General features: G+C 64.9%; 20 protein-coding genes. 13 read left to right on the plus strand and 7 right to left on the minus strand.

Annotation, left to right across the window (positions count from 1 at the left end; all coding sequences use genetic code 11):
• Both KXR83_RS19180 and KXR83_RS19185 read right to left on the minus strand, forming a co-directional pair.
• On the minus strand, nt 1-327 hold the full coding sequence (locus tag KXR83_RS19180) for an AzlD domain-containing protein (protein WP_437426177.1): 327 nt from the start codon (nt 325-327) through the stop codon (nt 1-3).
• Nucleotides 324-1,034, minus strand: coding sequence for an AzlC family ABC transporter permease (locus KXR83_RS19185; protein ID WP_437426178.1), 711 nt, complete (start codon nt 1,032-1,034; stop codon nt 324-326). The genes KXR83_RS19180 and KXR83_RS19185 overlap by 4 nt, the downstream gene beginning before the upstream one ends.
• A 99-nt stretch (nt 1,035-1,133) precedes the next feature.
• Here KXR83_RS19185 and KXR83_RS19190 point away from each other — a divergent pair, with 99 nt between their 5' ends.
• From KXR83_RS19190 to KXR83_RS19200, 3 genes are all read left to right on the plus strand, one after another.
• Nucleotides 1,134-1,685, plus strand: a complete 552-nt coding sequence (locus KXR83_RS19190; RefSeq protein ID WP_023954365.1) for a helix-turn-helix domain-containing protein — start codon at nt 1,134-1,136, stop codon at nt 1,683-1,685.
• A gap of 78 nt (nt 1,686-1,763) precedes the next feature.
• The gene (locus KXR83_RS19195) at nt 1,764-2,627 is read left to right on the plus strand and encodes an LLM class flavin-dependent oxidoreductase (protein WP_437426179.1); all 864 of its coding nucleotides are present in this window, start codon (nt 1,764-1,766) and stop codon (nt 2,625-2,627) included.
• A gap of 75 nt (nt 2,628-2,702) precedes the next feature.
• Nucleotides 2,703-4,154 (plus strand): FAD-binding protein, encoded by a 1,452-nt coding sequence (locus KXR83_RS19200; protein WP_437426180.1) that lies wholly within the window; start codon nt 2,703-2,705, stop codon nt 4,152-4,154.
• Here KXR83_RS19200 and KXR83_RS19205 read toward each other — a convergent pair.
• Both KXR83_RS19205 and KXR83_RS19210 read right to left on the minus strand, forming a co-directional pair.
• A complete protein-coding gene (locus KXR83_RS19205) occupies nt 4,151-4,672 on the minus strand; it encodes a GtrA family protein (RefSeq protein ID WP_437426181.1) in 522 nt (173 codons plus the stop codon). The genes KXR83_RS19200 and KXR83_RS19205 overlap by 4 nt on opposite strands.
• Nucleotides 4,673-4,809: 137 nt before the next feature.
• The gene (locus tag KXR83_RS19210; protein ID WP_437426182.1) at nt 4,810-5,478 is read right to left on the minus strand and encodes a fasciclin domain-containing protein; all 669 of its coding nucleotides are present in this window, start codon (nt 5,476-5,478) and stop codon (nt 4,810-4,812) included.
• Nucleotides 5,479-5,727: 249 nt separating this feature from the next.
• Here KXR83_RS19210 and KXR83_RS19215 point away from each other — a divergent pair, with 249 nt between their 5' ends.
• The 6 genes from KXR83_RS19215 (at nt 5,728) to KXR83_RS19240 (ending at nt 11,770) form a co-directional block, all read left to right on the plus strand.
• A complete protein-coding gene (locus KXR83_RS19215; RefSeq protein WP_437426183.1) occupies nt 5,728-7,314 on the plus strand; it encodes a molybdopterin-dependent oxidoreductase in 1,587 nt (528 codons plus the stop codon).
• An 8-nt stretch (nt 7,315-7,322) separates the two neighbouring features.
• Nucleotides 7,323-7,922, plus strand: coding sequence for an ECF RNA polymerase sigma factor SigK (gene sigK / locus KXR83_RS19220; protein ID WP_223249489.1), 600 nt, complete (start codon nt 7,323-7,325; stop codon nt 7,920-7,922).
• Complete coding sequence (locus tag KXR83_RS19225; protein ID WP_437426184.1) at nt 7,915-8,661, plus strand: anti-sigma factor; 747 nt, start codon at nt 7,915-7,917, stop codon at nt 8,659-8,661. The genes sigK and KXR83_RS19225 overlap by 8 nt, the downstream gene beginning before the upstream one ends.
• Nucleotides 8,662-8,908: 247 nt before the next feature.
• Nucleotides 8,909-10,003, plus strand: a complete 1,095-nt coding sequence (locus KXR83_RS19230) for a Re/Si-specific NAD(P)(+) transhydrogenase subunit alpha (RefSeq protein WP_437426185.1) — start codon at nt 8,909-8,911, stop codon at nt 10,001-10,003.
• A gap of 1 nt (nt 10,004) precedes the next feature.
• Complete coding sequence (locus KXR83_RS19235) at nt 10,005-10,331, plus strand: NAD(P) transhydrogenase subunit alpha (RefSeq protein WP_437426186.1); 327 nt, start codon at nt 10,005-10,007, stop codon at nt 10,329-10,331.
• On the plus strand, nt 10,328-11,770 hold the full coding sequence (locus tag KXR83_RS19240) for an NAD(P)(+) transhydrogenase (Re/Si-specific) subunit beta (RefSeq protein WP_437426187.1): 1,443 nt from the start codon (nt 10,328-10,330) through the stop codon (nt 11,768-11,770). Before KXR83_RS19235 ends, KXR83_RS19240 begins: the two co-directional genes overlap by 4 nt.
• A 113-nt stretch (nt 11,771-11,883) precedes the next feature.
• Here the strand turns inward: KXR83_RS19240 and KXR83_RS19245 are convergent, their stop codons facing one another.
• Complete coding sequence (locus KXR83_RS19245) at nt 11,884-13,656, minus strand: acyl-CoA dehydrogenase (protein WP_437426188.1); 1,773 nt, start codon at nt 13,654-13,656, stop codon at nt 11,884-11,886.
• 186 nt (nt 13,657-13,842) lie between these two features.
• On the opposite strand from KXR83_RS19245, the gene KXR83_RS19250 reads away from it, so the two are divergent.
• The 3 genes from KXR83_RS19250 to KXR83_RS19260 all read left to right on the plus strand — a co-directional run bounded on the left by KXR83_RS19250 (nt 13,843) and on the right by KXR83_RS19260 (nt 16,725).
• Entirely contained in the window at nt 13,843-14,736 is an 894-nt protein-coding gene (locus KXR83_RS19250) for an enoyl-CoA hydratase (protein WP_062796652.1), read from the plus strand.
• A 127-nt stretch (nt 14,737-14,863) separates the two neighbouring features.
• Nucleotides 14,864-15,745, plus strand: coding sequence for a YdcF family protein (locus KXR83_RS19255; RefSeq protein ID WP_437426189.1), 882 nt, complete (start codon nt 14,864-14,866; stop codon nt 15,743-15,745).
• Entirely contained in the window at nt 15,688-16,725 is a 1,038-nt protein-coding gene (locus KXR83_RS19260; protein WP_437426190.1) for a hypothetical protein, read from the plus strand. Before KXR83_RS19255 ends, KXR83_RS19260 begins: the two co-directional genes overlap by 58 nt.
• Nucleotides 16,726-16,741: 16 nt before the next feature.
• Here KXR83_RS19260 and KXR83_RS19265 read toward each other — a convergent pair whose 3' ends face one another.
• Together KXR83_RS19265 and KXR83_RS19270 are read right to left on the minus strand one after the other, a co-directional pair.
• Nucleotides 16,742-17,485: a metallophosphoesterase gene (locus KXR83_RS19265; protein WP_247210501.1), complete on the minus strand. Its 744-nt coding sequence runs from the start codon at nt 17,483-17,485 to the stop codon at nt 16,742-16,744.
• A gap of 196 nt (nt 17,486-17,681) precedes the next feature.
• The gene (locus KXR83_RS19270) at nt 17,682-20,057 is read right to left on the minus strand and encodes an ATP-dependent DNA ligase (RefSeq protein WP_437426191.1); all 2,376 of its coding nucleotides are present in this window, start codon (nt 20,055-20,057) and stop codon (nt 17,682-17,684) included.
• Between the two features lie 61 nt (nt 20,058-20,118).
• On the opposite strand from KXR83_RS19270, the gene KXR83_RS19275 reads away from it, so the two are divergent.
• Nucleotides 20,119-21,069, plus strand: coding sequence for a Ku protein (locus KXR83_RS19275; protein ID WP_437426192.1), 951 nt, complete (start codon nt 20,119-20,121; stop codon nt 21,067-21,069).
• Nucleotides 21,070-21,110 lie beyond the last annotated feature (41 nt).

Below are 21,110 nucleotides of genomic sequence, written 5' to 3' on the forward strand. Positions count from 1 at the left end.
TCAGGGGAGGCCGGCCAGGCGCAGTAGCGCTGCGCACGCTGCTGCGGCCGCCACGACAATGACGAAAGGCGCCCGGCGCCAGGCGAGGACGCCGCCAACCGCGACGCCGACGATGCGGGACGGCTCCGCGAAGTGCTGATCGTCGATGAGAGTGGAGGTCGCGACGAGCGCGGTCAGCAGGACCACGCTGCCGACGGTGGTGAGCCGGTGGACGTCCGGAGGCATCGTCACCCGAGCTGCGAGCACCGGTCCGACGAACCGAAAAGCGTACGTACCCAAGGCCAATACGGCGATACCGACGAGCAGGGCGGGCGTCGAGGTGTTCATCCGATGGCCGCACGTCGACGGCGGGGGATCGGAACGACGAGCACCAGCGCAGCCAAAGCGAGTAGTACCGGTACCCCCACCGGGGTGAAGAACGAGGTGCCGACGGCGATGACGGCACCGGCGAGCGCGGCGTTGCGGGTGGCTCGCTCGCGCATCGCGGGCAGGATGAGAGCGAGGAGGACCGCCGGGAACGCGGCGTCCAATCCGAAGGCGTCGGTGTCGGTGATGAGTGTGCCGCCCGCCGAACCCACGAGCACCCCGACGTTCCACGAGACGAAAAGTCCTGCGCCGCATGCCCAATAGATTGCTCGACGCATCTTTGGTGCGTCCTGCGCAAGCGTGAACGCAACCGATTCGTCGATCATCAGGTGCGATCCGAGCAACCGCCATCCGATGGACTTCCCGAGCACGTCGCCGATCGAGAAGCCGAACAGGATGTGCCTGGCATTGGCCAGCAACCCGGCGGCGACCGCGGCGAAGATCCCACCGCCGGCGGCGAGGATCGCGACGAATGTGAACTGAGATGCACCGGCGAACACGACCACCGACATCAGCAGGGGCATCCACAGGGGGAAGCCGCTGCTGACGGCGATGGCGCCGAAGGACAGTCCGACAACGCCCACGGCGGCGCAGACGAGTGCGACGTCGCGGGTGGTGGCGGTATCAAGCGAGATGCCGAGCCGGGGTGTTCGCCATATCGAACGCATGGTCAACATGGTGAACGATGTCCGCGGTGTTCGTCAAGCCGAACGAAGGTAGTCTGAGCCGAACGGCACGGGGGTTGTCGACGAAACCGGAGGTCGGACATGGCCGGAGCGCCACTGCAGGCAATCGCTGCAGCACTGCAACGCGAACGGAAACGTACGGGGCTCTCGCTCGCCGAGGTGGCCCGCCGCGCGGGAGTGGCCAAATCGACGCTGTCGCAACTCGAGGCCGGCAATGGCAATCCGAGTGTGGAGACGCTGTGGGCGCTCAGTACCGCCCTCGATGTGCCCTTCGCCCATCTCGTCCAGCCGCCGACCCCCCGCGTGCAGGTGATCCGATCCGGTGAAGGTCCTGCGGTGGCGTCGGAGCAGTCCGACTACATGGCCACTGTGCTTGCTGCGTGTCCGCCACACGCCCGCCGCGACATCTACCTGATCACGGCGCAACCGGGCGAGCCGCGGGTGTCCGACCCTCACATGGCCGGAGTTGTCGAGCATCTGGTGATGGGCAGCGGTCGGGCCCTTGTCGGACTCATCGATGACCCCGTCGAACTGGGCCCGGGCGACTACATCAGCTACCCGGGCGATCTACCGCACACGTTCGAAGCCCTCGAACCGGACTGCACTGCGGTGCTCATCTCCGAACACGTGTGACAGGTGTCGATGAAATAACGCCGCAGCACCGGTCCATACGGGTGAGAACAACAAACCCTGGACCGAGGAGGTGCGGCGATGGCGGCAATCCGCCGCGGTATCAGCTTGCCCACCTTCGGGCCGCTGGCCGGAGCCGATTCGGTGGCGCAGATCGCCCGCACCGCCGATGACCTCGGCTTTCACAGTGTGTCCTCGGCCGACCGACTATTGCTGCCGGCCGACTCCGGACCCCTCGGCCAGGCCTGCCAGACACCCCGGCCGGTGTGGGATTGCATCGAGATGCTGACCTGGGCGGCCGCGCACACCACCAGGGTCCGGCTCGCGACCACGGTGGTGCACGCGCTGTTCCAGCCGCCGGTGGTCCTGGCCCGGCGGCTGGCCACCCTCGATCGGCTCAGCGGCGGACGGCTCGACGTCGGGATCGGCCAGGGCTGGACCCCGCACGAACACGAGTCGGCGGGGGTGTCGATGACCTCCCGGGTGGACGCGCTCGCCGAACATCTGGAATTGATGCGCCGATGCTGGCGCCCCGGCCCGGTGTCGTTCCAAGGCGAGCACTACCGGCTGCGACCGAGTTGGGTGGAACCGAAGCCTGCCCAGCCGACACTGCCCGTGTACATCGCGGCGATGACACCGCAGGGTGTCGCACAGGCGGCGGCCATTGCGGACGGCTTCATGTACCCGGTCACCACCTGGACCTCGGCCACCGAAGCGATCGGCCAATATCGGGAGGCCGGGGGCCGTGGCCCGGTTGCGCTACGGCTCAATCCGATCCGCGACTCCCTGCCCGGTGCACTCGACCGGTTCGCCGAGACCCTGTCCACCGATCTGGCGCAGGCGAGTGAACTCGGCGCGAGCGAGGTGCACTGGGAGCTGAACCAATCGACCATGACGCTCACCGAACAGTGCAAGGCCATGGCACTCATCACCGAAATGACCTAAATTAGAACGAGTTCTAGTTTGACGATTTGTCCGATATGGCGGTCGTCTGACGGTCAAACAAGTGAGGAAGTCGCGATGCAGGCGGAGTTGCCCGAGGTAGTGCCCGTTTCCGAGGTGTCGGAATGGTCCGATGAGGTGGACGTCGTGGTGGTCGGGTGCGGCATCTCGGGCGGCAGCGCGGCGGTGGAGGCCGCGTCGGCCGGCGCCCGTGTGCTTGTCCTCGAGCGGGCTGCGGCGGCAGGCGGGACATCGGCGATGGCCGGTGGTCACTTCTACCTCGGCGGCGGCACACCGGTGCAGCAGGCGACCGGGCACGAGGATTCGCCCGAGGAGATGGAGAAGTACCTCCTCGCCGTCTCCCGCGATCCCGAACCGGACAAGATCCACGCCTACTGCCAGGGCAGTGTCGAGCACTTCAACTGGCTCGAAAGTCTCGGTTTCGAGTTCGAGCGGTCGTATTGCCCCGAGAAGGCCGTCATCCAGCCCGGCACCCAGGGCCTGATGTTCACCGGCAACGAGAAGGTCTGGCCGTTCTGTGAAAAGGCCAAGCCGGCGCCGCGTGGTCACAAGGTGCCCGTCAAAGGCGACACCGGTGGGGCTGGCATGGTGACCGAGCTCCTGGTGAAGCGGCTTGCCGAGACGGGTAACGAGATCCGGTACGAGACCGGCGCCCGCAACCTGGTGGTCGACGAGTCCGGCGCTGTTGTCGGGCTGAAGTGGAAGCGGTTGCAGGAGACCGGTTTCATTCGCGCGAAAGCGGTGATCATCGCGGCAGGCGGGTTCGTGATGAACGAATCGATGGTCGCCGAGTTCACGCCGGAACTGGCCGAGAAGCCGTACACCCTCGGAAGCACCTACGACGACGGGCTGGGGATCCGGCTCGGCGCGTCGGTGGGTGGCGGGCTCAAGCACATGGATCAGTCGTTTGTCACTGCGCCGCTGTACCCGCCGTCGATCCTCCTGACGGGCCTTGCGGTCAACAAAGACGGCCGTCGTTTCGTCAACGAGGATTCCTACCACTCACGCACATCGGCATTCGTGATGGAGCAGCCGGACGCGATCGCCTACCTCATCGTGGACGAAGCGCACATGGAACGCCCGGAGTTCCCTCTCGTCCCGTTCATCGACGGCTGGGAGACCGTGGCCGAGATGGAAGACGGGCTCGGTATCCCGTCAGGACAGCTGCAAGAGACGCTGGACCGGTACAACAAGAACGCCGCCCGCGGTGAAGACCCGGACTTCGGCAAGCGTGCGGAGTGGCTTGCGCCCCAGGACAAGGGACCATGGGCGGCGTTCGACATGTCACTCGGCAAGGCGATGTACGCCGGCTTCACGATGGGCGGTCTTGCCACCTCCGCCGAAGGCCAGGTGCTCACCGACGACGGTTCGGTCATCAAGGGGCTCTATGCCGCAGGCGCAGGCGCAGCGAACATCGCCCAGGACGGCAAGGGCTACGCCAGTGGAACGCAGCTGGGTGAGGGGTCCTTCTTCGGTCGTCGAGCCGGCAGGCACGCTGCGTCGCTCTAGCGGGTTCTCTGGCCGCCGGCCTCGAGCTGGCGGGCCAGAGCCCGTGAGAAGACGTGCCGGAAGGTGAAGAACCGCACCGCGGTCGCGATCAGATTGACCAGCATGAGCAGGGCCAGTTCCAGCTTGCTCGAGGGGTGCTCGGAGATCTGGTGAAGGACGAACAGCGAGAACGCGCTCAGCGACCAGCCGAACGCAAACACTGCGATGCCCTGCACGTGATGGAGCAGGATCATCCGCTGTCCCCGAAGCCGGAAAGTGAAGGCGCGGTTGGCGCCGGTGTTGAGAACTGCCGCGATCAGCATCGAGACGAAGTTCGCGGCCTGCGCGCCGATCAGCGGATGAAGACTCAGGTACATCAGCGCATACGCAGTGGTGCACGCGATCCCGACAGCACAAAAGCGCAGAACCTGAACTGAAACAGGTCTGCGCAGAAAGTCGACTATGGTTCGCCGCTCGGCCGGATCGGACTCCGCCGGAGCGGTTTCGATCTGATCACCAGGGACCGGGCCTACCGTCACACCCCCCACGATATGGGAGACCCTGGAAAATTGTGTTATCGGCATGCGACTCGGGCCGGGACGGCCGGTCGGGGGGTGAACCGTCCCGGCCCGAATCTTGATCTACCTCAGCTGTGAGATGACGCGTCGGACATGGATCACATGGCCGGGGGCATCATCACGGTGTCGATGAGGTAGACGGTTGCGTTGGCGGTTTTCACACCACCACAGACCACTGCCGAATCGTTGGCCTTGAGCGAGTCGCCCGAGCCGGTCACGTTGACGGCCTGGCCCTCAACTGTGGTCTGCTCGCCCGCGACCTGCTCGGGGGTCAGCTGACCCGGCACGACGTGGTAGGTCAGGATCTTGGTCAGCAACGCGCTGTCGGTCTTCAGCGTCTCGATGGTGGCCGGATCGATCTTGGCGAAGGCATCATCGGTCGGCGCGAAGACGGTGAACTCGCCACCGTTGAGGGTGTCGACCAGGTTGACCTGCGGGTTCAGCTGTCCGGAGACGGCCTGGGTGAGGGTCTTGAGCATCGGGTTGTTGGATGCGGCGGTGGCCACCGGATCCATCGCCATGCCGTTCACGGAGCCCGCGCCGCTGGGGTTGGCCTCGGCGTATGCCGCGCAGCCCGGTCCGACCAGCGAAGCCGGCTCTGCCGAAGCGCTTGAGCCCGAGGTCATTTCGGACGAGGTCATCGGTGCCGATGCTGCTGTGCTCGAGGACGAGTCGGAACTGTCGTCCGAACACCCCGCCACGAGTCCTACTGCCAGGCCGACGCCCGCCACGGTCACTGCAAGTCGCTGAATTCGTTTGAGAGCCATGTTCGCTGTCCTATCCATTGCTGTCTTTTACGGAGGCGCAAACGACTTCGTCCACCATCTTGTGGCGGAGTGTGTCGATCACTTGGTCGATCACTGCAGGTTCGGAGCTGTGCCGGAATCGGATGGGTGTGGATGGAAAAACTTTTTCAGGCAGGTCATGACCATCCGTAACGTTCTCGGCGCCGAATCCCTCATCGATACCGACCCGATGACTTCTCTTGAAAGGCTGAGCAATTGCGAATCGCAGCGATGGCACGCGACGGACTTGCCGGTCTGATCGCGGTTGGTGCCGGCCTGGCAGCGGGCGAACTGGCGGCAGCGGCCGTCTCTTCCTACGCATCACCTTTCTATGCGGTCGGTTCGTTCCTTGTCGACCGGGCTCCCGCTCCGGTTCGCGAGTTCGCGATCGACACCTTCGGCACCAATGACAAGCCGGTTCTGTTGTGGGGCATCGCCGGTGCCGTGGTTGTCCTCGCGATCGTGGCCGGAATAGCCGAACGGCGCACTGTTCCAATCGGTTCCGCACTCATCGTCGCGTTCGGCGCCTTCGGGGTGCTCGCTGCGCTCCATCGACCGACATCTGACATGTGGTACGCCGCACCGTCTTTGGTGGCAATGGTCGTCGGCATCCTGGTCCTCAGAGGTCTGCGGGGATTTCTCTTCGGAGGGAGACGCGCGGGCCGTGACGATACGGCCACCAAGGACGTCTCCGCTCCCCTCGACACCGGGTCACACGCCGCGCCCAGCTCGTCCGACACCGGGTCGAGAGGGTTGTCCCGGCGCCAATTCGGCATCTCTGCCGGAGTGGTCGCGGCGGCGTCGGTGGCAGCCGCGTTCATCGGCCGGCAGGTGTCGACCATGGGCGATGTCATCGCCGACCGGCGTAGGGTCCGGCTTCCCCGTCCCGCCAGCGGCGCGGCGCCGATACCCGCGGGCGCCGATGTCGGGATCGACGGCGCAACGCCGTTCATGACGAACAACGCCGACTTCTACCGCATCGACACCGCGCTCCAGGTCCCCAAGCTCACCACCGGTGAGTGGAGCCTGAAGATCCACGGCATGGTGGACAACGAGGTCACCCTGACCTGGGACGACCTCATGGACATGCAGGCCCAGGAGCGGATCATCACACTGACCTGCGTCTCCAACGAGGTCGGCGGCAACCTGGCCGGCACGGCTCGCTGGACCGGTTACCCGATCAAAGACATTCTCGAGCGCGCCGGAGTGCAGGACGACGCCGACATGCTCTTCTCGACGAGTGTCGACGGCTGGACCTCCGGTACTCCGATCGACGCCCTGACCGACGGTCGCGACGCAATGCTTGTCATCGGGATGAACGGTGAACCGCTTCCCCTGGAGCACGGTTATCCCGTTCGGCAGCTCGTGCCCGGTCTGTACGGCTTCGTCTCGGCGACCAAATGGGTCGTCGATTGGGAGATCACCCGATTCGACAAGGCCGAGGCCTACTGGACCAAGCGGGATTGGGGCGTCAAGGCGCCGATCAAGACCGCATCGCGGATCGACAGGCCCGCAGGATTGTCGAAGTTGCCCGTGGGAGATGTGGTGATCGCCGGCACCGCCTGGGCGCAGCACCGAGGCATCGCGAAGGTCGAGGTGAGGGTCGACAACGGCCCGTGGAACACCGCGACCTTGGCCACCGAGTACTCCAATGACACCTGGCGACAGTGGTTCTGGACCTGGCAGGCCACCCCCGGCCAACACACCGTCTACTGCCGCGCAACCGACGAAACGGGGGCAGTGCAACCCGAAGAGAGGGTCGCCCCCATCCCCGACGGAGCGACCGGTTGGCACAACCGGGTGTTCCGGATCGAGTAGGTGAGTTGATGACTATCGCTAGTGTCATGGATGTGACCGACCGAATTCCCGGAGCTCGGGTAGATCTAGCTGATCTGTTGATCAGGACGGCCGGCCATGATCGACAGGCTTTCGCCGAGCTGTACGACGCGACGGGTTCCCGTGTATTCGGGCTGATCCTTCGAGTTCTGCGCGATCGTGGCTACGCAGAGGAGACAGTGCAGGAGGTGTACCTGCAGGTCTGGCAGAAGGCAGACAGTTTCGATCCCGCGTCGGGGTCGGCGCTGAGCTGGCTGCTCACCATCGCCCACCGGCGCGCCGTCGATCGGGTCCGGAGTGAGGAAGCGGCAGGCAAACGCGGCCACGACTACTCGGTCTCCAACGTGGAGACACCCACCGACACCGTCGCCGACTCGGTCGTGGCGGCCGAAGAACGATCCGACGTGATGGTGTGCCTCGGCAGCCTCACCGCCACCCAGCGGCAGAGCATCGAGCTGTCGTACTACGGCGGCATGACCTACCGGCAGGTCGCCGAGCGGCTCGACGCCGCACTCCCGACCATCAAATCCCGCATCCGCGACGGACTGCGACGCCTCAAAGACTGCTTGGAGGCGACTTCACATGGCTGACCACAGTTGGCTCGACGAGCATGTCGAGCTCTACGCGATCAACGCCCTGGACGACGACGAGGTGGAGCGCCTCGAACGCGAACTCGCCCAGGAACCTGAACCCGTCCGGTCCCAGTACCTGCGGGAAATCGGCCGCACCCGCGAAGCTCTCGTGGAGATGACCGCGGTCGACGAGACACCCCCGCCGCCCCAGCTGCGTGAAGCAGTGCTCGCGGCGCTTCCGACCGCGGTGCCGCAGGCCGACGCCGAGCCGGCAAAGGTGATCAGCCTGGCCGAACGTCGTCGACGTTTCAGCATCGCCGTCGGTGCCGTGGCAGCGGCGCTGATCCTCGTGATCGGCGGCGTCATGGTCGGACGCGTCACCGCCCCCGAAGAAAAGGCGCCGGTCAGCGCGCTCGAACAGCAGACCATGGCCATTCTCGGGTCGGCAGACATGCAGCTGAAGCGGGACTCGCTCAGTGACGGTGGAAGTGTCATCGTCGCGACATCACGAGAGGCCAATCAGGCTGTTGTGATCGCTGAGGGCCTACCGCCCACACCGCCCGGACAGACGTACCAGATGTGGTTGCTCGGCGAGGGCCACGACCCGACTTCGGTGGGGACGATGGGCGCCGAGCCCGTGCGGCAGGCCGTGCCGATCACGGACCTCACCGGTTCTGACCGGATCGCGGTGACCATCGAACCCGAGGGCGGCTCACCGCAGCCGACAGGTGAGGTCGTCACCGCAGTGCAGTTCTGACAACGCCCATTGATCATTTGCGTGGCCCAAACGCGCTGATCAAAGAGGCATGAGTCGAGATCTGTGTCACTCATCGCAGTGCGCTATGCCACACCGGGCAGGCCATTTGATCATGCTATGTTCCATCAAAGTGATGTGGCGTGCGCGTGTCGTGCGCCACATCAGGCATTGGTGGGCAAAAAATTCTGGGCGGCGAAAACCGGGCCGCACCGTGTGACTTGCCCGCACCCATGACGAGGGAGCGTGTATGAGTGTCGGCGTTGTGCGCGAGACGGCTGCGGGGGAGCGTCGGGTCGCGTTGGTTCCGAAGGTCGCGGCGTCTTTGGTGAACAAGGGCGTGTCGGTGATCGTCGAGTCCGGCGCGGGTCTGGGTGCGCTCATTCCCGATGAGTTGTATGTGGCGGCTGGTGCGTCGATCGGTGATGCGTGGTCGGCTGATGTGGTGGTGAAGGTCGACGCGCCCACCGATGAGGAGATCGGCAAGCTCAAGTCGGGTTCGTCGTTGATCGGATTTTTGGCTCCGCGTAATGCCGAGAATCAGATCGGTGCCCTCAAGTCGGCCGGTGTGCAGGGGTTTGCGGTGGAGGCCATTCCACGTATTTCGCGTGCGCAGTCGATGGATGCGTTGTCGTCGCAGGGCAACGTGGCCGGCTACAAGGCCGTGATCTTGGCTGCTGAGCGCTCCACCCGCTTCTTTCCGATGTTGACCACGGCCGCGGGCACGGTCAAGCCCGCGACGGTGCTGGTGCTCGGGGTGGGTGTGGCCGGGTTGCAGGCGTTGGCGACGGCGAAGCGCCTCGGTGCGCGGACCACCGGGTATGACGTGCGCCCGGAGGTGGCCGAGCAGGTCAAATCCGTGGGCGGGCAGTGGCTGGACCTGGGGATCGACGCTGCTGGTGAGGGTGGTTATGCCCGTGAACTCACCGACGACGAGCGGGCCAAGCAGCAGCAGGCTCTGGAGGACGCGATCAAGGGATTCGACGTGGTGATCACCACCGCCCTGGTGCCCGGTCGTCCGGCACCGCGTCTGGTGACCGCCGCTGCGGTGGAAGGCATGAAGCCGGGCTCGGTGGTGGTGGATCTGGCCGGTGAGACCGGCGGCAACTGCGAGCTGACCGAACCGGGCCAAGACGTGGTCAAGCACGACGTGATGATCTGCTCGCCGCTGAATCTGCCTGCGGGGATGCCCGAGCACGCCTCGGAGCTGTACGCCAAGAACATTCTCGCGCTGCTGGAGTTGATGCTCGATGACGAGGGCAACCTCGCCCCGGACTTCGAGGACGAAGTGCTGGCCAAGGCGTGCGTGACGCGCGAGACGACTGACGTGAAGGCAGGTGCCTGAGATGTATTCGGGTCTATTGGCGAATATCGCGATCTTGGTGTTGGCGGGTTTTGTGGGTTTCGCTGTCATCTCGAAGGTCCCCAACACGTTGCACACGCCGTTGATGTCGGGTACCAACGCCATTCACGGCATCGTGGTGCTCGGTGCGTTGATCGTGTTGGGCCGCTTGCCTGATGACGCCCCGTGGGGTGTGCGGATCATCGCGTTTGTCGCGTTGATCTTCGGAACCCTCAACGTGGTCGGTGGGTTCTTGGTGACCGACCGGATGCTGGGCATGTTCAAGAGCAAGAAGGCGCCGGTCGCGCCGGCTGAGGGAGCTGACAAATGAACAACCTCGTCCAGATCCTCTACATCATTGCGTTCTCACTGTTCATCTTCGGTCTGTCCGGGCTGACAGGTCCCAAGACCGCGGTCCGTGGCAACTGGATTGCCGCGGCCGGTATGGGTTTGGCCGTGGTCGCCACGCTCATCGACATCCGTGACACCTATGCCATCAACTGGATCCTGATCGCAGCGGGTCTGCTGATCGGTGTGATCTTGGGTGTGCCGCCGGCCAAACGCACCAAGATGACGGCCATGCCGCAGTTGGTGGCGTTGTTCAACGGTGTCGGTGGTGGCACGGTCGCGTTGATCGCGTGGGCCGAGTTCATCGAGACGGCAGGGTTTTCCGAGTTCAAGCACGGTGAGTCCCCGACCATCCACATCGTGATCGGGTCGCTGTTCGCGGCGATCATCGGTTCGGTGTCGTTCTGGGGTTCGCTGATCGCTTTCCTCAAGCTGCAGGAGTTGATGAACAAGAAGGTCGAGAAGGCATTCGTCAAGAACGCCAAGACCTTCCAGCTCGCCAACATCGCCTTGTTGATCGTTGCTGTCGCGGCGTGTGTGTACATCGGTGTCAACGCCACTCCGGGTGAGGGTTCGTCGCAGTGGTGGATCGTGCTGGTGCTGATCGCCGCCGGCATCATGGGGTTGTTCGTGGTGCTGCCGATCGGCGGCGCGGACATGCCGGTGGTGATCTCGCTGCTCAACGCGATGACCGGATTGTCGGCAGCGGCAGCTGGTTTGGCGTTGAACAACACCGCGATGATCGTGGCCGGCATGATCGTCGGCGCCTCGGGCAGCATTTTGACCAACCTGATGGCCACGGCGATGAACCGGTCCATCCCGGCGATTGTGTTCGGGTCCTTCGGTGGGGGCGGCGACGCAGCGGTGGGCGGTCCGGCCGGTGAGCAGGGCACCGTCAAGGCCACCTCAGCCGCCGATGCGGCGATCCAGATGGCCTATGCCTCGCAGGTGATCGTGGTTCCCGGTTACGGGCTCGCGGTGGCCCAAGCCCAGCATGCGGTCAAGGACATGGCGAGCATCCTCGAAGACAAGGGTGTGGAGGTCAAGTACGCCATCCACCCGGTCGCCGGTCGTATGCCCGGGCACATGAATGTGCTTCTGGCAGAAGCTGATGTCGAGTACGACGCGATGAAGGAAATGGATGACATCAACGGTGAGTTCTCACGCACCGACGTCACCCTCGTCATCGGCGCCAACGACGTCACCAACCCCGCCGCCCGCAACGACCCGTCGTCCCCGATCCACGGGATGCCGATCCTGAACGTCGATCAGTCGCGCTCGGTCATCGTCCTCAAACGAGGTATGGCATCGGGTTACGCCGGTATCGACAACCCGTTGTTCACCGCCCCGGGCACCTCGATGCTCTTCGGCGACGCCAAGAAGTCCGTCGGCCTGGTCATCGAAGAACTCAAAGCGCTCTAGAGCTGATACCGAAGCCGGCGGGGGCCAACCCCTCCGGCTTCGGTGAGTTCCTCCGGTTGCAACCGGAGGCCGTGGCCGGAGCCGGAGGGTGTGTGGGTCGAGCGCCTCTGAGGTCAGAACCAGTTCGGGTCGGCGTCCAGAGTTGTGCGGTCCAGGTCGGCCAGCAGATCGAACTGCGGGCCGGTGCGGGGCAGTTCATATCGATAGAAGTACTGGGCTGCAGCACGTTTGCCGTCGTAGAAGTCGCCCTGCCCACCGTCGGCCGCGATGAGTTGCTCGAGCCACATCCAGGCGATCACCACGTGTCCGGCGGCCTCGAGGTAGATCGATGAGTTCGCCAGACTGACCGCCGGGTCTCCGGCGGACCACAGCTGCCCGGTGACCTCGACCAATCGTTCGACGGCCGTCCGCAGGGCGTCTGCCTTGGCTGCGTCCACGCTCGCGCCCCGGTCAACGGTGGCGGAGATGGTGTCGACGAGCAGCTGCAACCCTGCGCCGCCTTTCATCACCACCTTGCGACCGAGTAGGTCCAGACCCTGAATGCCGTGTGTGCCTTCGTGAATGGGATTGAGGCGGTTGTCCCGGTAGAGCTGCTCGACATCGAATTCCTTGGTGTAGCCGTACCCTCCGAGCACTTGGATGGCCAGGCTGTTCGCTTCCAGACACCACTGCGATGGCCAGCTCTTCGCGATCGGGGTGAGGACGTCGAGCAGGAATTCGATCCGGGCGGCTTCTTCTGGGGAGGGGGCGGTCTGCTGTTCGTCGACCAACTTGGAGCAGTAGAGGCCCAGGGCCAGGGCTCCCTCCACGTATGACTTCTGCGCCAACAACATTCGTTTGACATCGGCGTGCTCGATGATGGGCACCGGCGCAGAGGCCGGGTCCTTGCTGGTGGGTACGCGGCCCTGCGTGCGGGTCTTGGCGTACTCGAGCGACTGCTGATATCCGGCGTAGCCGAGTGAGGTGGCCAGGAACCCGACACCGATCCGGGCCTCGTTCATCATCCGGAACATGTACGAAAGACCGCGATGGACGTCGCCCACGAGATAGCCGACCGCACCGGCTTCCCCCGTGGGCTGATACTTGCCCTCTCCGAAGTTCAGCAGGGTGTTGCTGGTGCCGCGGTTACCCATCTTGTGGTTGAGGCCAACCAGCACAACGTCATTGCGGGTTCCGTCGGCGAGGAACTTCGGCACCACGAACAGCGAGATGCCTTTGACGCCCGGGCCACCATCGGGTGCCTTCGCCAGCACGAGATGCACGATGTTCTCGGACAATTCGTGATCGCCGCCGGAGATCCACATCTTGGTGCCGGTGATGCGATAGCTGCCGTCGTCGACGGGCACGGCCTTGGTGGTGATGTCGGCCAGCGATGAACCGGCCTGCGGCTCGGACAGGCACATGGTGCCGAAGAAACGGCCTTCGAGCATCGGCCGCACCCAGGTGTCGATCTGCTCGTCGGTGCCGTACTCCACCAACAGGTTGGCGTTCGCCATAGTCAGGAAGGGATATGACGACGTGGATGCGTTGGCGGATTGGAACCACGCCATGGCGGCACGGGTCACCACCGTGGGCAGTTGCATGCCCCCGACCTCATCGTCGAATTGGGCCGCGATGAACCCGGCCTTGCTGAACTCGTCGAGTGCGGCGCCGACCTCGTCGATCATCTCGACTTTGCCGTCGGCACCCATGGTGGGCTCGTTCTGGTCGGCCTTCTTGTTGTGTGGTGCAAACCGCTTGATGGCGATATCTTCGCTGAGGTCGAGGATGCTGTCGAACGTCTCACGGGAATGCTCGGAGTAGCGTTCGCGCTCGATCAATGCGGTGGCATCAAGCCATTCGTAGAGCATGAAGTCGAGATCGCGTCGGGAAAGTGGGGCGGCCATGTGGATCTCCTAGCGTCCGAGCCCGGTGTGGCTGTTCGACTTCCATACAACCACCGGACGAGCGTGCGGTGGTCCAGACCTTGCCCCGCCAGGCCTGGCCACGCCGAGCGAAACGCGGTTAGGAGCGATCCGGTGTCGGGACGTGCGAATGTGGATTAACTTGTCCGCCTTCGACGGGAGAAACCCATGCCCCGATACCTGACCTACGAGCTCATCGACGACGGCGCCATCGCCCGGATCATGCTGGACCGGCCGAAGACGCGCAACGCTCAGAACCGCGGCCTGCTGGTCGAACTCGACGAGGCATTCAAGGCCGCGGAGGCAGACGATCGGGTGCGGGTGATCATCCTCGGCGGCACCGGACCCATGTTCACCTCCGGCCACGACCTCGGGTCGTCGGACGACCGGGCCGAACGAGCGCCCGGCCCGGACCAGCATCCGACGATGTCCACCTATGGCGGGACCAAAGCGGGCACCGAAGCCCGGATGCTGCAGGAGTGGCACTTCTTCTTCGACAACACCCGGCGGTGGCGCAATCTCCGCAAGATCACCATCGCCCAGACGCACGGCACGGTGTACGCCGCGGGTCTGATGCTGGCGTGGGCCTGCGACCTCATCACCGCGGACACCGACACGATGTTCGCCGACGTGGTCGGGTCGCGCCTGGGCATGTGTGGTGTCGAGTATTTCGGTCATCCGTGGGAGTTCGGGCCAAGGCGGGCCAAAGAGCTACTGCTGACCGGGGATTCGATCAGCGCGCAAGAGGCGCATCAGATCGGGATGGTGAGCAAGATCTTCGCCCCCGACGAACTCGCCGACAAGACCCTGGACCTGGCTCGCCGGATCGCTCAGCGTCCTACGGTTGCCTCCCTGCTGATCAAGGAATCGGTGAACCAGTCCGTCGACAACATGGGCTTCTACAACGCGCTGAACGCCTGCTTCTCGCTGCATCAGATCAACCATGCCCACTGGGCCGAGGTGACGGCAGGCGAGACGATCATCGGTACTCCCGACCACGGCGTCGAGAGCTGGAAGACCGCCGCGCCCGTCCACGAACGGCAGGTCGATTCGCCCTGGTGAGGGTGCGCCGAGGGCTGCGGTTCGGCGCCGGACGGCGATCGCGGGCTTGTTACTGACCTGAGACCGCGTGGGTGCGAGGCCGTAGCTCTGGTGCCCTACTGTGGCTGTAGTGACTCATGTTGCGCGTGTGACGCGCATAAACCGGACGTTCGTGGTTGCCGCGGCGGCAATCGGCATGTCCACCGGGGCGGTGGCCATGGTTCCGACCGTGATCAGCCCGACCATCGCCGTGATGCCGACCGCATCGGCAGGCGACGTGACCGGCATGTACAACGCCGCCCAGCTGGGGTTCCGCACCGGCGACATCGCGACCGGTCTGAACGCCTTGCGCAGGTTGCTCGCGGCGAACCCGAGCGACCGTGATGCGCTGGCGCTCCAGGCGCTGTGGTCGGACTACAACGCCGACAGGGCCACCACCCAGGCGGCGGTGAACGCATTGCGGAGTGTTGATCCCGCTCGTGCGGCGGCGATCTCGCGGGCACTGACCGCTGTCGGCACGGGAGTGCTGGTCGGTCCCGATCCGGTACCGCGCCTGCTGTCGCCGTCCACCGGCATCGTCCTCATCGGTGTCGGCCCGCCGGCGGCCGGTGGATTCGATGGCGAGATGACCGCCCGGTTGGTCGCGGCCTGGCTGCAGGCCGTGGCAGCCCCACGGTCGCCCATCATCGTCGTCGGCAACAACCCCGGCGTCCGAGAATGGCTGACGACAAAGGCCATCGCTTCGTCGATGATTCACGTGGAACCACGCGCAACCACCCTGGTGCAGAGCGCACTGCTCGGTGCCGAGAAAGCCGCGGAGCTGCGACTTCGCGACGTGGTGCTGGTGACCTCTCCCGACCAGGTGCGCCGTGCGGCCGTCGACTTCCAGGTCGCCGGCGTCACAGTGGCCCGTGCGACGACAACAATCACCGATCTGTTCGCCCACGTCGCCGTGCCTGCGAAGGTGGACCAGTGGGACATCTACCTCGACGCCTCTCGCGTGCTCGGCCTTCCCGACACAAGGGGCTGAGAGCAGAGCGCAGACCGACCACGCGGCTGATCCTTGTCGCGATCGTCGGGGTGCTGGCAACAGCCTGTGCCCCCGGGATGATCTTCGGTCCCGACTTCGTGTTGTTCACCCCGAAGGCCGCCCCGATCGTCGACCGCGCCGACTGTCTGACCCCGGACATCTACACGGGATTGACCGGCCTGGGCCAGTGGCCCTCGGCGGACATCGCACCGGCCCCTGAGCTCGGCTACCCACCTGACGGCTTCGAGCCGGTGTCCGTGGTGCGGTGTGAACTCGCGCAGAACCCGGCGGGGAACACAACAGTCGACGCCGTATCACTGGCCGGCGACGTTGCCGCGGTGGTGGAGGCGTTCTCGATCGAATCGAGGCGATATCCCGACAACGTGTCGATCAGCTGCGCCATCAGTGTGGATCCGGCTGTCGGGCTGTGGCTGGTCGACGCCCGAGGTCGCGCATTCCGGCCGGCCTGGCCGTCGGTTCCGTGCAGTTTTCGGGAGGAGCCTCTTGATGCGCTCAGAGCGCTGCACGAAGTCGGACGGCAGTCGTTCGACACCGGGGTCCCGATCACCTTGCCCCGCAATTGCACCGAGCGATCGAGCGGAGGGCTCCACGTCGACGATGCCGCCCTGAAAGTCGTCCGGCGCGAGGTGGCGGCGGGTGTCGGTCCCGTCCTGTCCGTCCTGCCCCTGCCGATCGATGACGTGGGTCCGCTGCAGGTATGTCGTCACGGAGTGGACGAGCCGGTACCCGGCGGGTGGCAGATCTGGCTCTCGGCGCATGAGAGTGCGCAGATGATCCGGTCGTACCTCGACGCGTCGGCCGCACCTGCGTGCGGCGTTGCCGCCACACAGATGGCAACGGTGGTGTTGCGTCGACCGGATGGCTCGGGTGGATCGAGTGTGTTGGTGGAGCTCGACGGATGCCGGCGCATCGGGGACGGCGTCGCACCTGCCTGGCTGATCGATCGCCTCCGCCGATAGCGCGTCCGGGCCGGTGTCAGTCCACCGGCACCGAGCGGAAGTGGCTGATCACACGGCCTTCGGCGTACACATGAAAGGCGAGCCCTGGAGGCTGGCCCTCGTTGATCACCTCGGCGCCTTCGAAGGGCAGATTCAGCGTGGACGCAACCCCCGGCGCAAGACACAGCGGGCGCCCGGCGAAGGCGGTGACCGCACCGGTGTGCGCGTGGCCGCACATGAAGTTGACGATGTTGGGATGTTTGTCGACCAGGGCGATCAGTCGCTCTTCGCCGGTCTGACGAATAGTGTCCATGAACGGCATCTGCAGCATGACCGGCGGGTGGTGGAAGGCGATGAACACCGGGACGTGCGGACCGGCCGAGGAGATCTCGGCATCCATCCACGCGATGGTCGCATCGTCGAGATATCCCTCGTTGCGCCCGGGAATCGAGCTGTCGCACACCAGGAACAGGCCGCCCGCGATGGTCCGGGAGTGATTGAGGGGCCGGTCGGTGATGTGGGTGCCGAGGAGGCCGTGACTGAACTCGCCGCGGTCGTCGTGGTTGCCGGGACAGATGAGGATCGGCAAATCGCTGCGCAGGGTGGCGGCCGCTTCCTCGTACTGCGACTGCTTGCCGGTGTCGGTGATGTCGCCGGTGATCACCAGTGCGTCGATGCCCTCGGCACGCGCGTTGATGTAGTCGAGCACAGCGGTGATACGCCGGCGGGCGCGGAGGGTCCCGTTGAAATGCAGATCACTCATGTGCGCGACGACGAGCACGTGGCCTCCTTCTGTACGGCTGTGACGACCGATCTGGGGCGACCGATTCGGGCAGCCAGTACTCGGGGTACCCAATTCGGGGCGAACGAGCGAGGGGGGTCACGACGAGCGCCAGGCTAGACCGTAACGCGCCGCGGACAACCCGACGCGTTCAGCATCGGTCGATCGTCGGCGTCACGCGCCCGCCGAACCGCCGTCACAGGTCCCCGGGCAGCTTGTCGCGGCGGATTCCACGCCAAGAGGGGTGACGCAGATGACCGGTGCTCGTCCAGTCCATGAATCTCACATCGGCGACAAGCTTCGGCAACACCCATACGGCGTCGGATTCCACAGGCCGATCCAGGTTGCCGATGAACGGCGAGGTCTTGCGGCGCAGCGGCTCGAGTTCCTCCATCAGGGACTCGAGCTGGCTGTCGGTGAAACCGGTGCCGACCCGGCCCACGTAACGCAGGCCGGTTGCCTCCGGCAACCCCATCAGCAGTGACCCGATGCGTTGACTGCGGCCTCCTTTGCCGGGACGCCAGCCGCCGATCACCACCTCGATGTCGGTCCAGTTCTTCTGTTTCCGCCACGTCTTCGTGCGGCGACCCTGCTGATAGATGGAATCGCGGCGCTTGGCCACCACCCCTTCCCAGCCCCGTTCACGGCTGATGGCAACGGCATTGGAGCCGGGCCCGTCGAGGAGCGGCGGCAGCTGCACCCGCGAATCGGACGAAAACGCCTGCGCGACTTCCTCGAGCAGCTTGCGCCGGTCCTCCCACTTGAGCTTGAGAAGCGACGAACCGTTGAGGTAGAGGATGTCGAAGAGCAAGAACTTGATGTCGAGGTCCTCGGTGGCCGCGCTGCGTCCGGCGAGCCGGGTGAAGTTGGTACGGCCCTTCTCGTCGAACGCCACCACCTCGCCGTCGAGGACCACGTCGAGCAGTCCGAGATCGTCGGCGATGGGGTGGAGCTGGGGGAAGTCCTTGGTCATGTCGATGCCCGAACGCGACGTGAGCTGGAGCTTTCCCTCGATGTAGCGCAACAGGATCCGGTAACCGTCCCACTTGCCCTCGAAAGCCCACTTGTCGTCGGTCAGTTCTTCGATGAGCTCGTCGGTGGCGAGCATCGGTCGTGGGTCGGCGAGGCTGTCGGGCACGATCGGCCGCGGCTCGTCGGACATCAGATGCGCCAACCAGTTCTTGTCGCCGGTCTTGATCAGCGCATACCGGCCTTGAATTCGTTTGCCGTGCAATCGGACGATGATCTCTTTGTCGCGCCACTTCTCGGTCTCGTAAGTGCCGCGGTCCCAGATCTCGACATGCCCGCCGCCGTACTCCCCGGCGGGGATGTCGCCTGCGAAGTCGGCGTAGTCGATCGGGTGGTCCTCGGTCTGCACGGCCAGCCGGTTCTGGTCACCGTCGAGCGGCAGGTTCTTGGGCACCGCCCACGACACGAGCACCCCGCCCCGTTCGAGCCGGAAGTCGTAGTGCAGCCGGCGGGCGTGGTGCTCCTGGATCACGAAGATGGGCCCGGCGGCCTGCTCGTCTTCGGATCGGCTGTCGCCGAACGGCTCCGGCGTCTTTCGCTCGTCGCGTTTGCGCCGGTACTCCCCGAGGTCGACCACCGGCGGAGAAGCCGCGGCACTGCCGGGCGCTGGCTTCTCGGGCTTTTCTGGGTTCGCCGCGACCTCGCCGTCGCCGGATTCTGCTTCGAGTCCGATCAGCAGGTCGCCGAAATGTTCAAGCCTGTCTGGCATCTCGTCGAACGAGATGTGCCGGATGTCTTTGTCGGCCAGCTCATCCCAGTGCCGGGGAGCGGCGACCCAGGGTTCCTCGCGGCCACGCATCGAGTAGGGCGCCAGCGTGGTCTTGGAGGCACTGTTCTGGCTCCAGTCGACGAACACCTTGCCGCCGCGCACCGATTTGGTCATCTGCGCAGTCACCAGATCGGGGGTCTCGTTCTGCAACTGGGTGCCGATCTGCCTGGCGACCTTGCGTGCGGAATCCGACGAGATGGCCTTGTCGAGCCGGAAATAGATGTGGATTCCCTTGGAGCCGCTGGTCACCGGGAAGCACGGCAGTCCGATGCCGTCGAGCATCTCCTTGATGCGCAGCGCCACCTTCGCGCACTGGAACAACGTGACGTCCGGCCCGGGGTCGAGATCGAGGACCACTCGATCGGTCATCCGATCGACTTTGTACGGGACGTCGGCCTGACCCGGCGGCAGCGTCCACTGCGGCACGTGCAGCTCCAACGCGGCTTGCTGTGCGAGCCAGACAAACTCGGCACGCGAGGTCAGCACCGGGTAGACCACCTTGCGGTCGCTGTGGTCCAGACGGACCCGCCCGAGCCATTCCGGCGCATGGTCGGGCAGGTTCTTCTCGAAGAACGGGGTCGAGTTCACACCGTCCGGCCACCTCTTGCGGGTCACCGGCCGGTCACGGATGTGCGGCAACATCATCGAGCTGATGTCGCTGTAGTACTCGATGACCTGCGCCTTGACGGTCCCGGTTGCCGGGTAGATCACCTTGTCGAGGTGGGTCACTGCGATCTTGTGACCGTCGACCTCGAGTGTGTTGCGGCTGGCCATGGCTCGGACTTTCCTGGTGGAGGGGGCTGCGTCTTGTGCGAGATACCTGCACAATGACGATATGCGCTCGATCTGGAAAGGCGATCTCAGCTTTGGCTTGGTCAACGTACCGGTCAAGGTCTATTCAGCGACCGAGAGTCACGATCGCAAATCCCATCAGGTCGACTCGAACGACGGCACCCGCATCCGCTATCGAAAGGTCCGAGAGGGCACCGACGAAGAGGTCGAGTTCTCGCAGATCGCCAACGCGTACGAGAGCGACACCGGTCAGACCGTGGTGCTGACCAAGGACGATCTGGCCGAGCTGCCCGTCCAGCGCAGTCCGGAGATCTCGATCACCGACTTCGTCCCGGTTGACCAGGTCGACCCGATCTACTTCGACAAGCCGTATTACCTGGAGCCGGCCAGCAAGTCGCCGAAAGCGTACGCGCTGATGCGCGAGGCGCTCAAAGACACAGACCGGCTGGCGATTGCCACCTTCACCCTCCGTAACCGCACCCGGTTGGCAGCACTACGAGTGGTCGGAAATGTGCTGACCCTCCAGACATTGCTCTGGCCGGACGAAGTCCGCGAGGCGGCATTCCCGTCACTCGACGAGTCGCCCGACCTCAAGCCGCAGGAACTCAAGATGGCGGCCTCGCTCATCGAGTCGATGTCGGCGGATTTCGACCCGACCCAGTACGAGGACACCTATCAGAACGAGTTGAGCAAGCTGATCGAGGCCAAGGCGGAGGGCACCGAAGCGTTCACCGCACCTGAGAAGGCGGAGGACGAAGACGACGACTCCGAGGTGGCCGACCTGCTCGCTGCGCTGCGCGCATCGGTGAAGAACCGCACCGGCTCGGCCGACGACTCCGACGACGCAGACGGCAGCGAGGACTCTGATTCGGGCAAGACGCCCGCGAAGAAGACGGCCGCGAAGAAGGCACCTGCCAAGAAGGCTCCGGCCAAGAAGGCTGCGGCGAAATCAACCGCTGCCAAAAAGGCCCCGGCAAAACGTAAGGCTGGCTGACCCGAAGCCGCGGTTGACCTGCGGCCATACCGAATATCATC

The organism is Williamsia muralis (genome assembly GCF_051487485.1).
Lineage (GTDB): Bacteria > Actinomycetota > Actinomycetes > Mycobacteriales > Mycobacteriaceae > Williamsia > Williamsia muralis_B.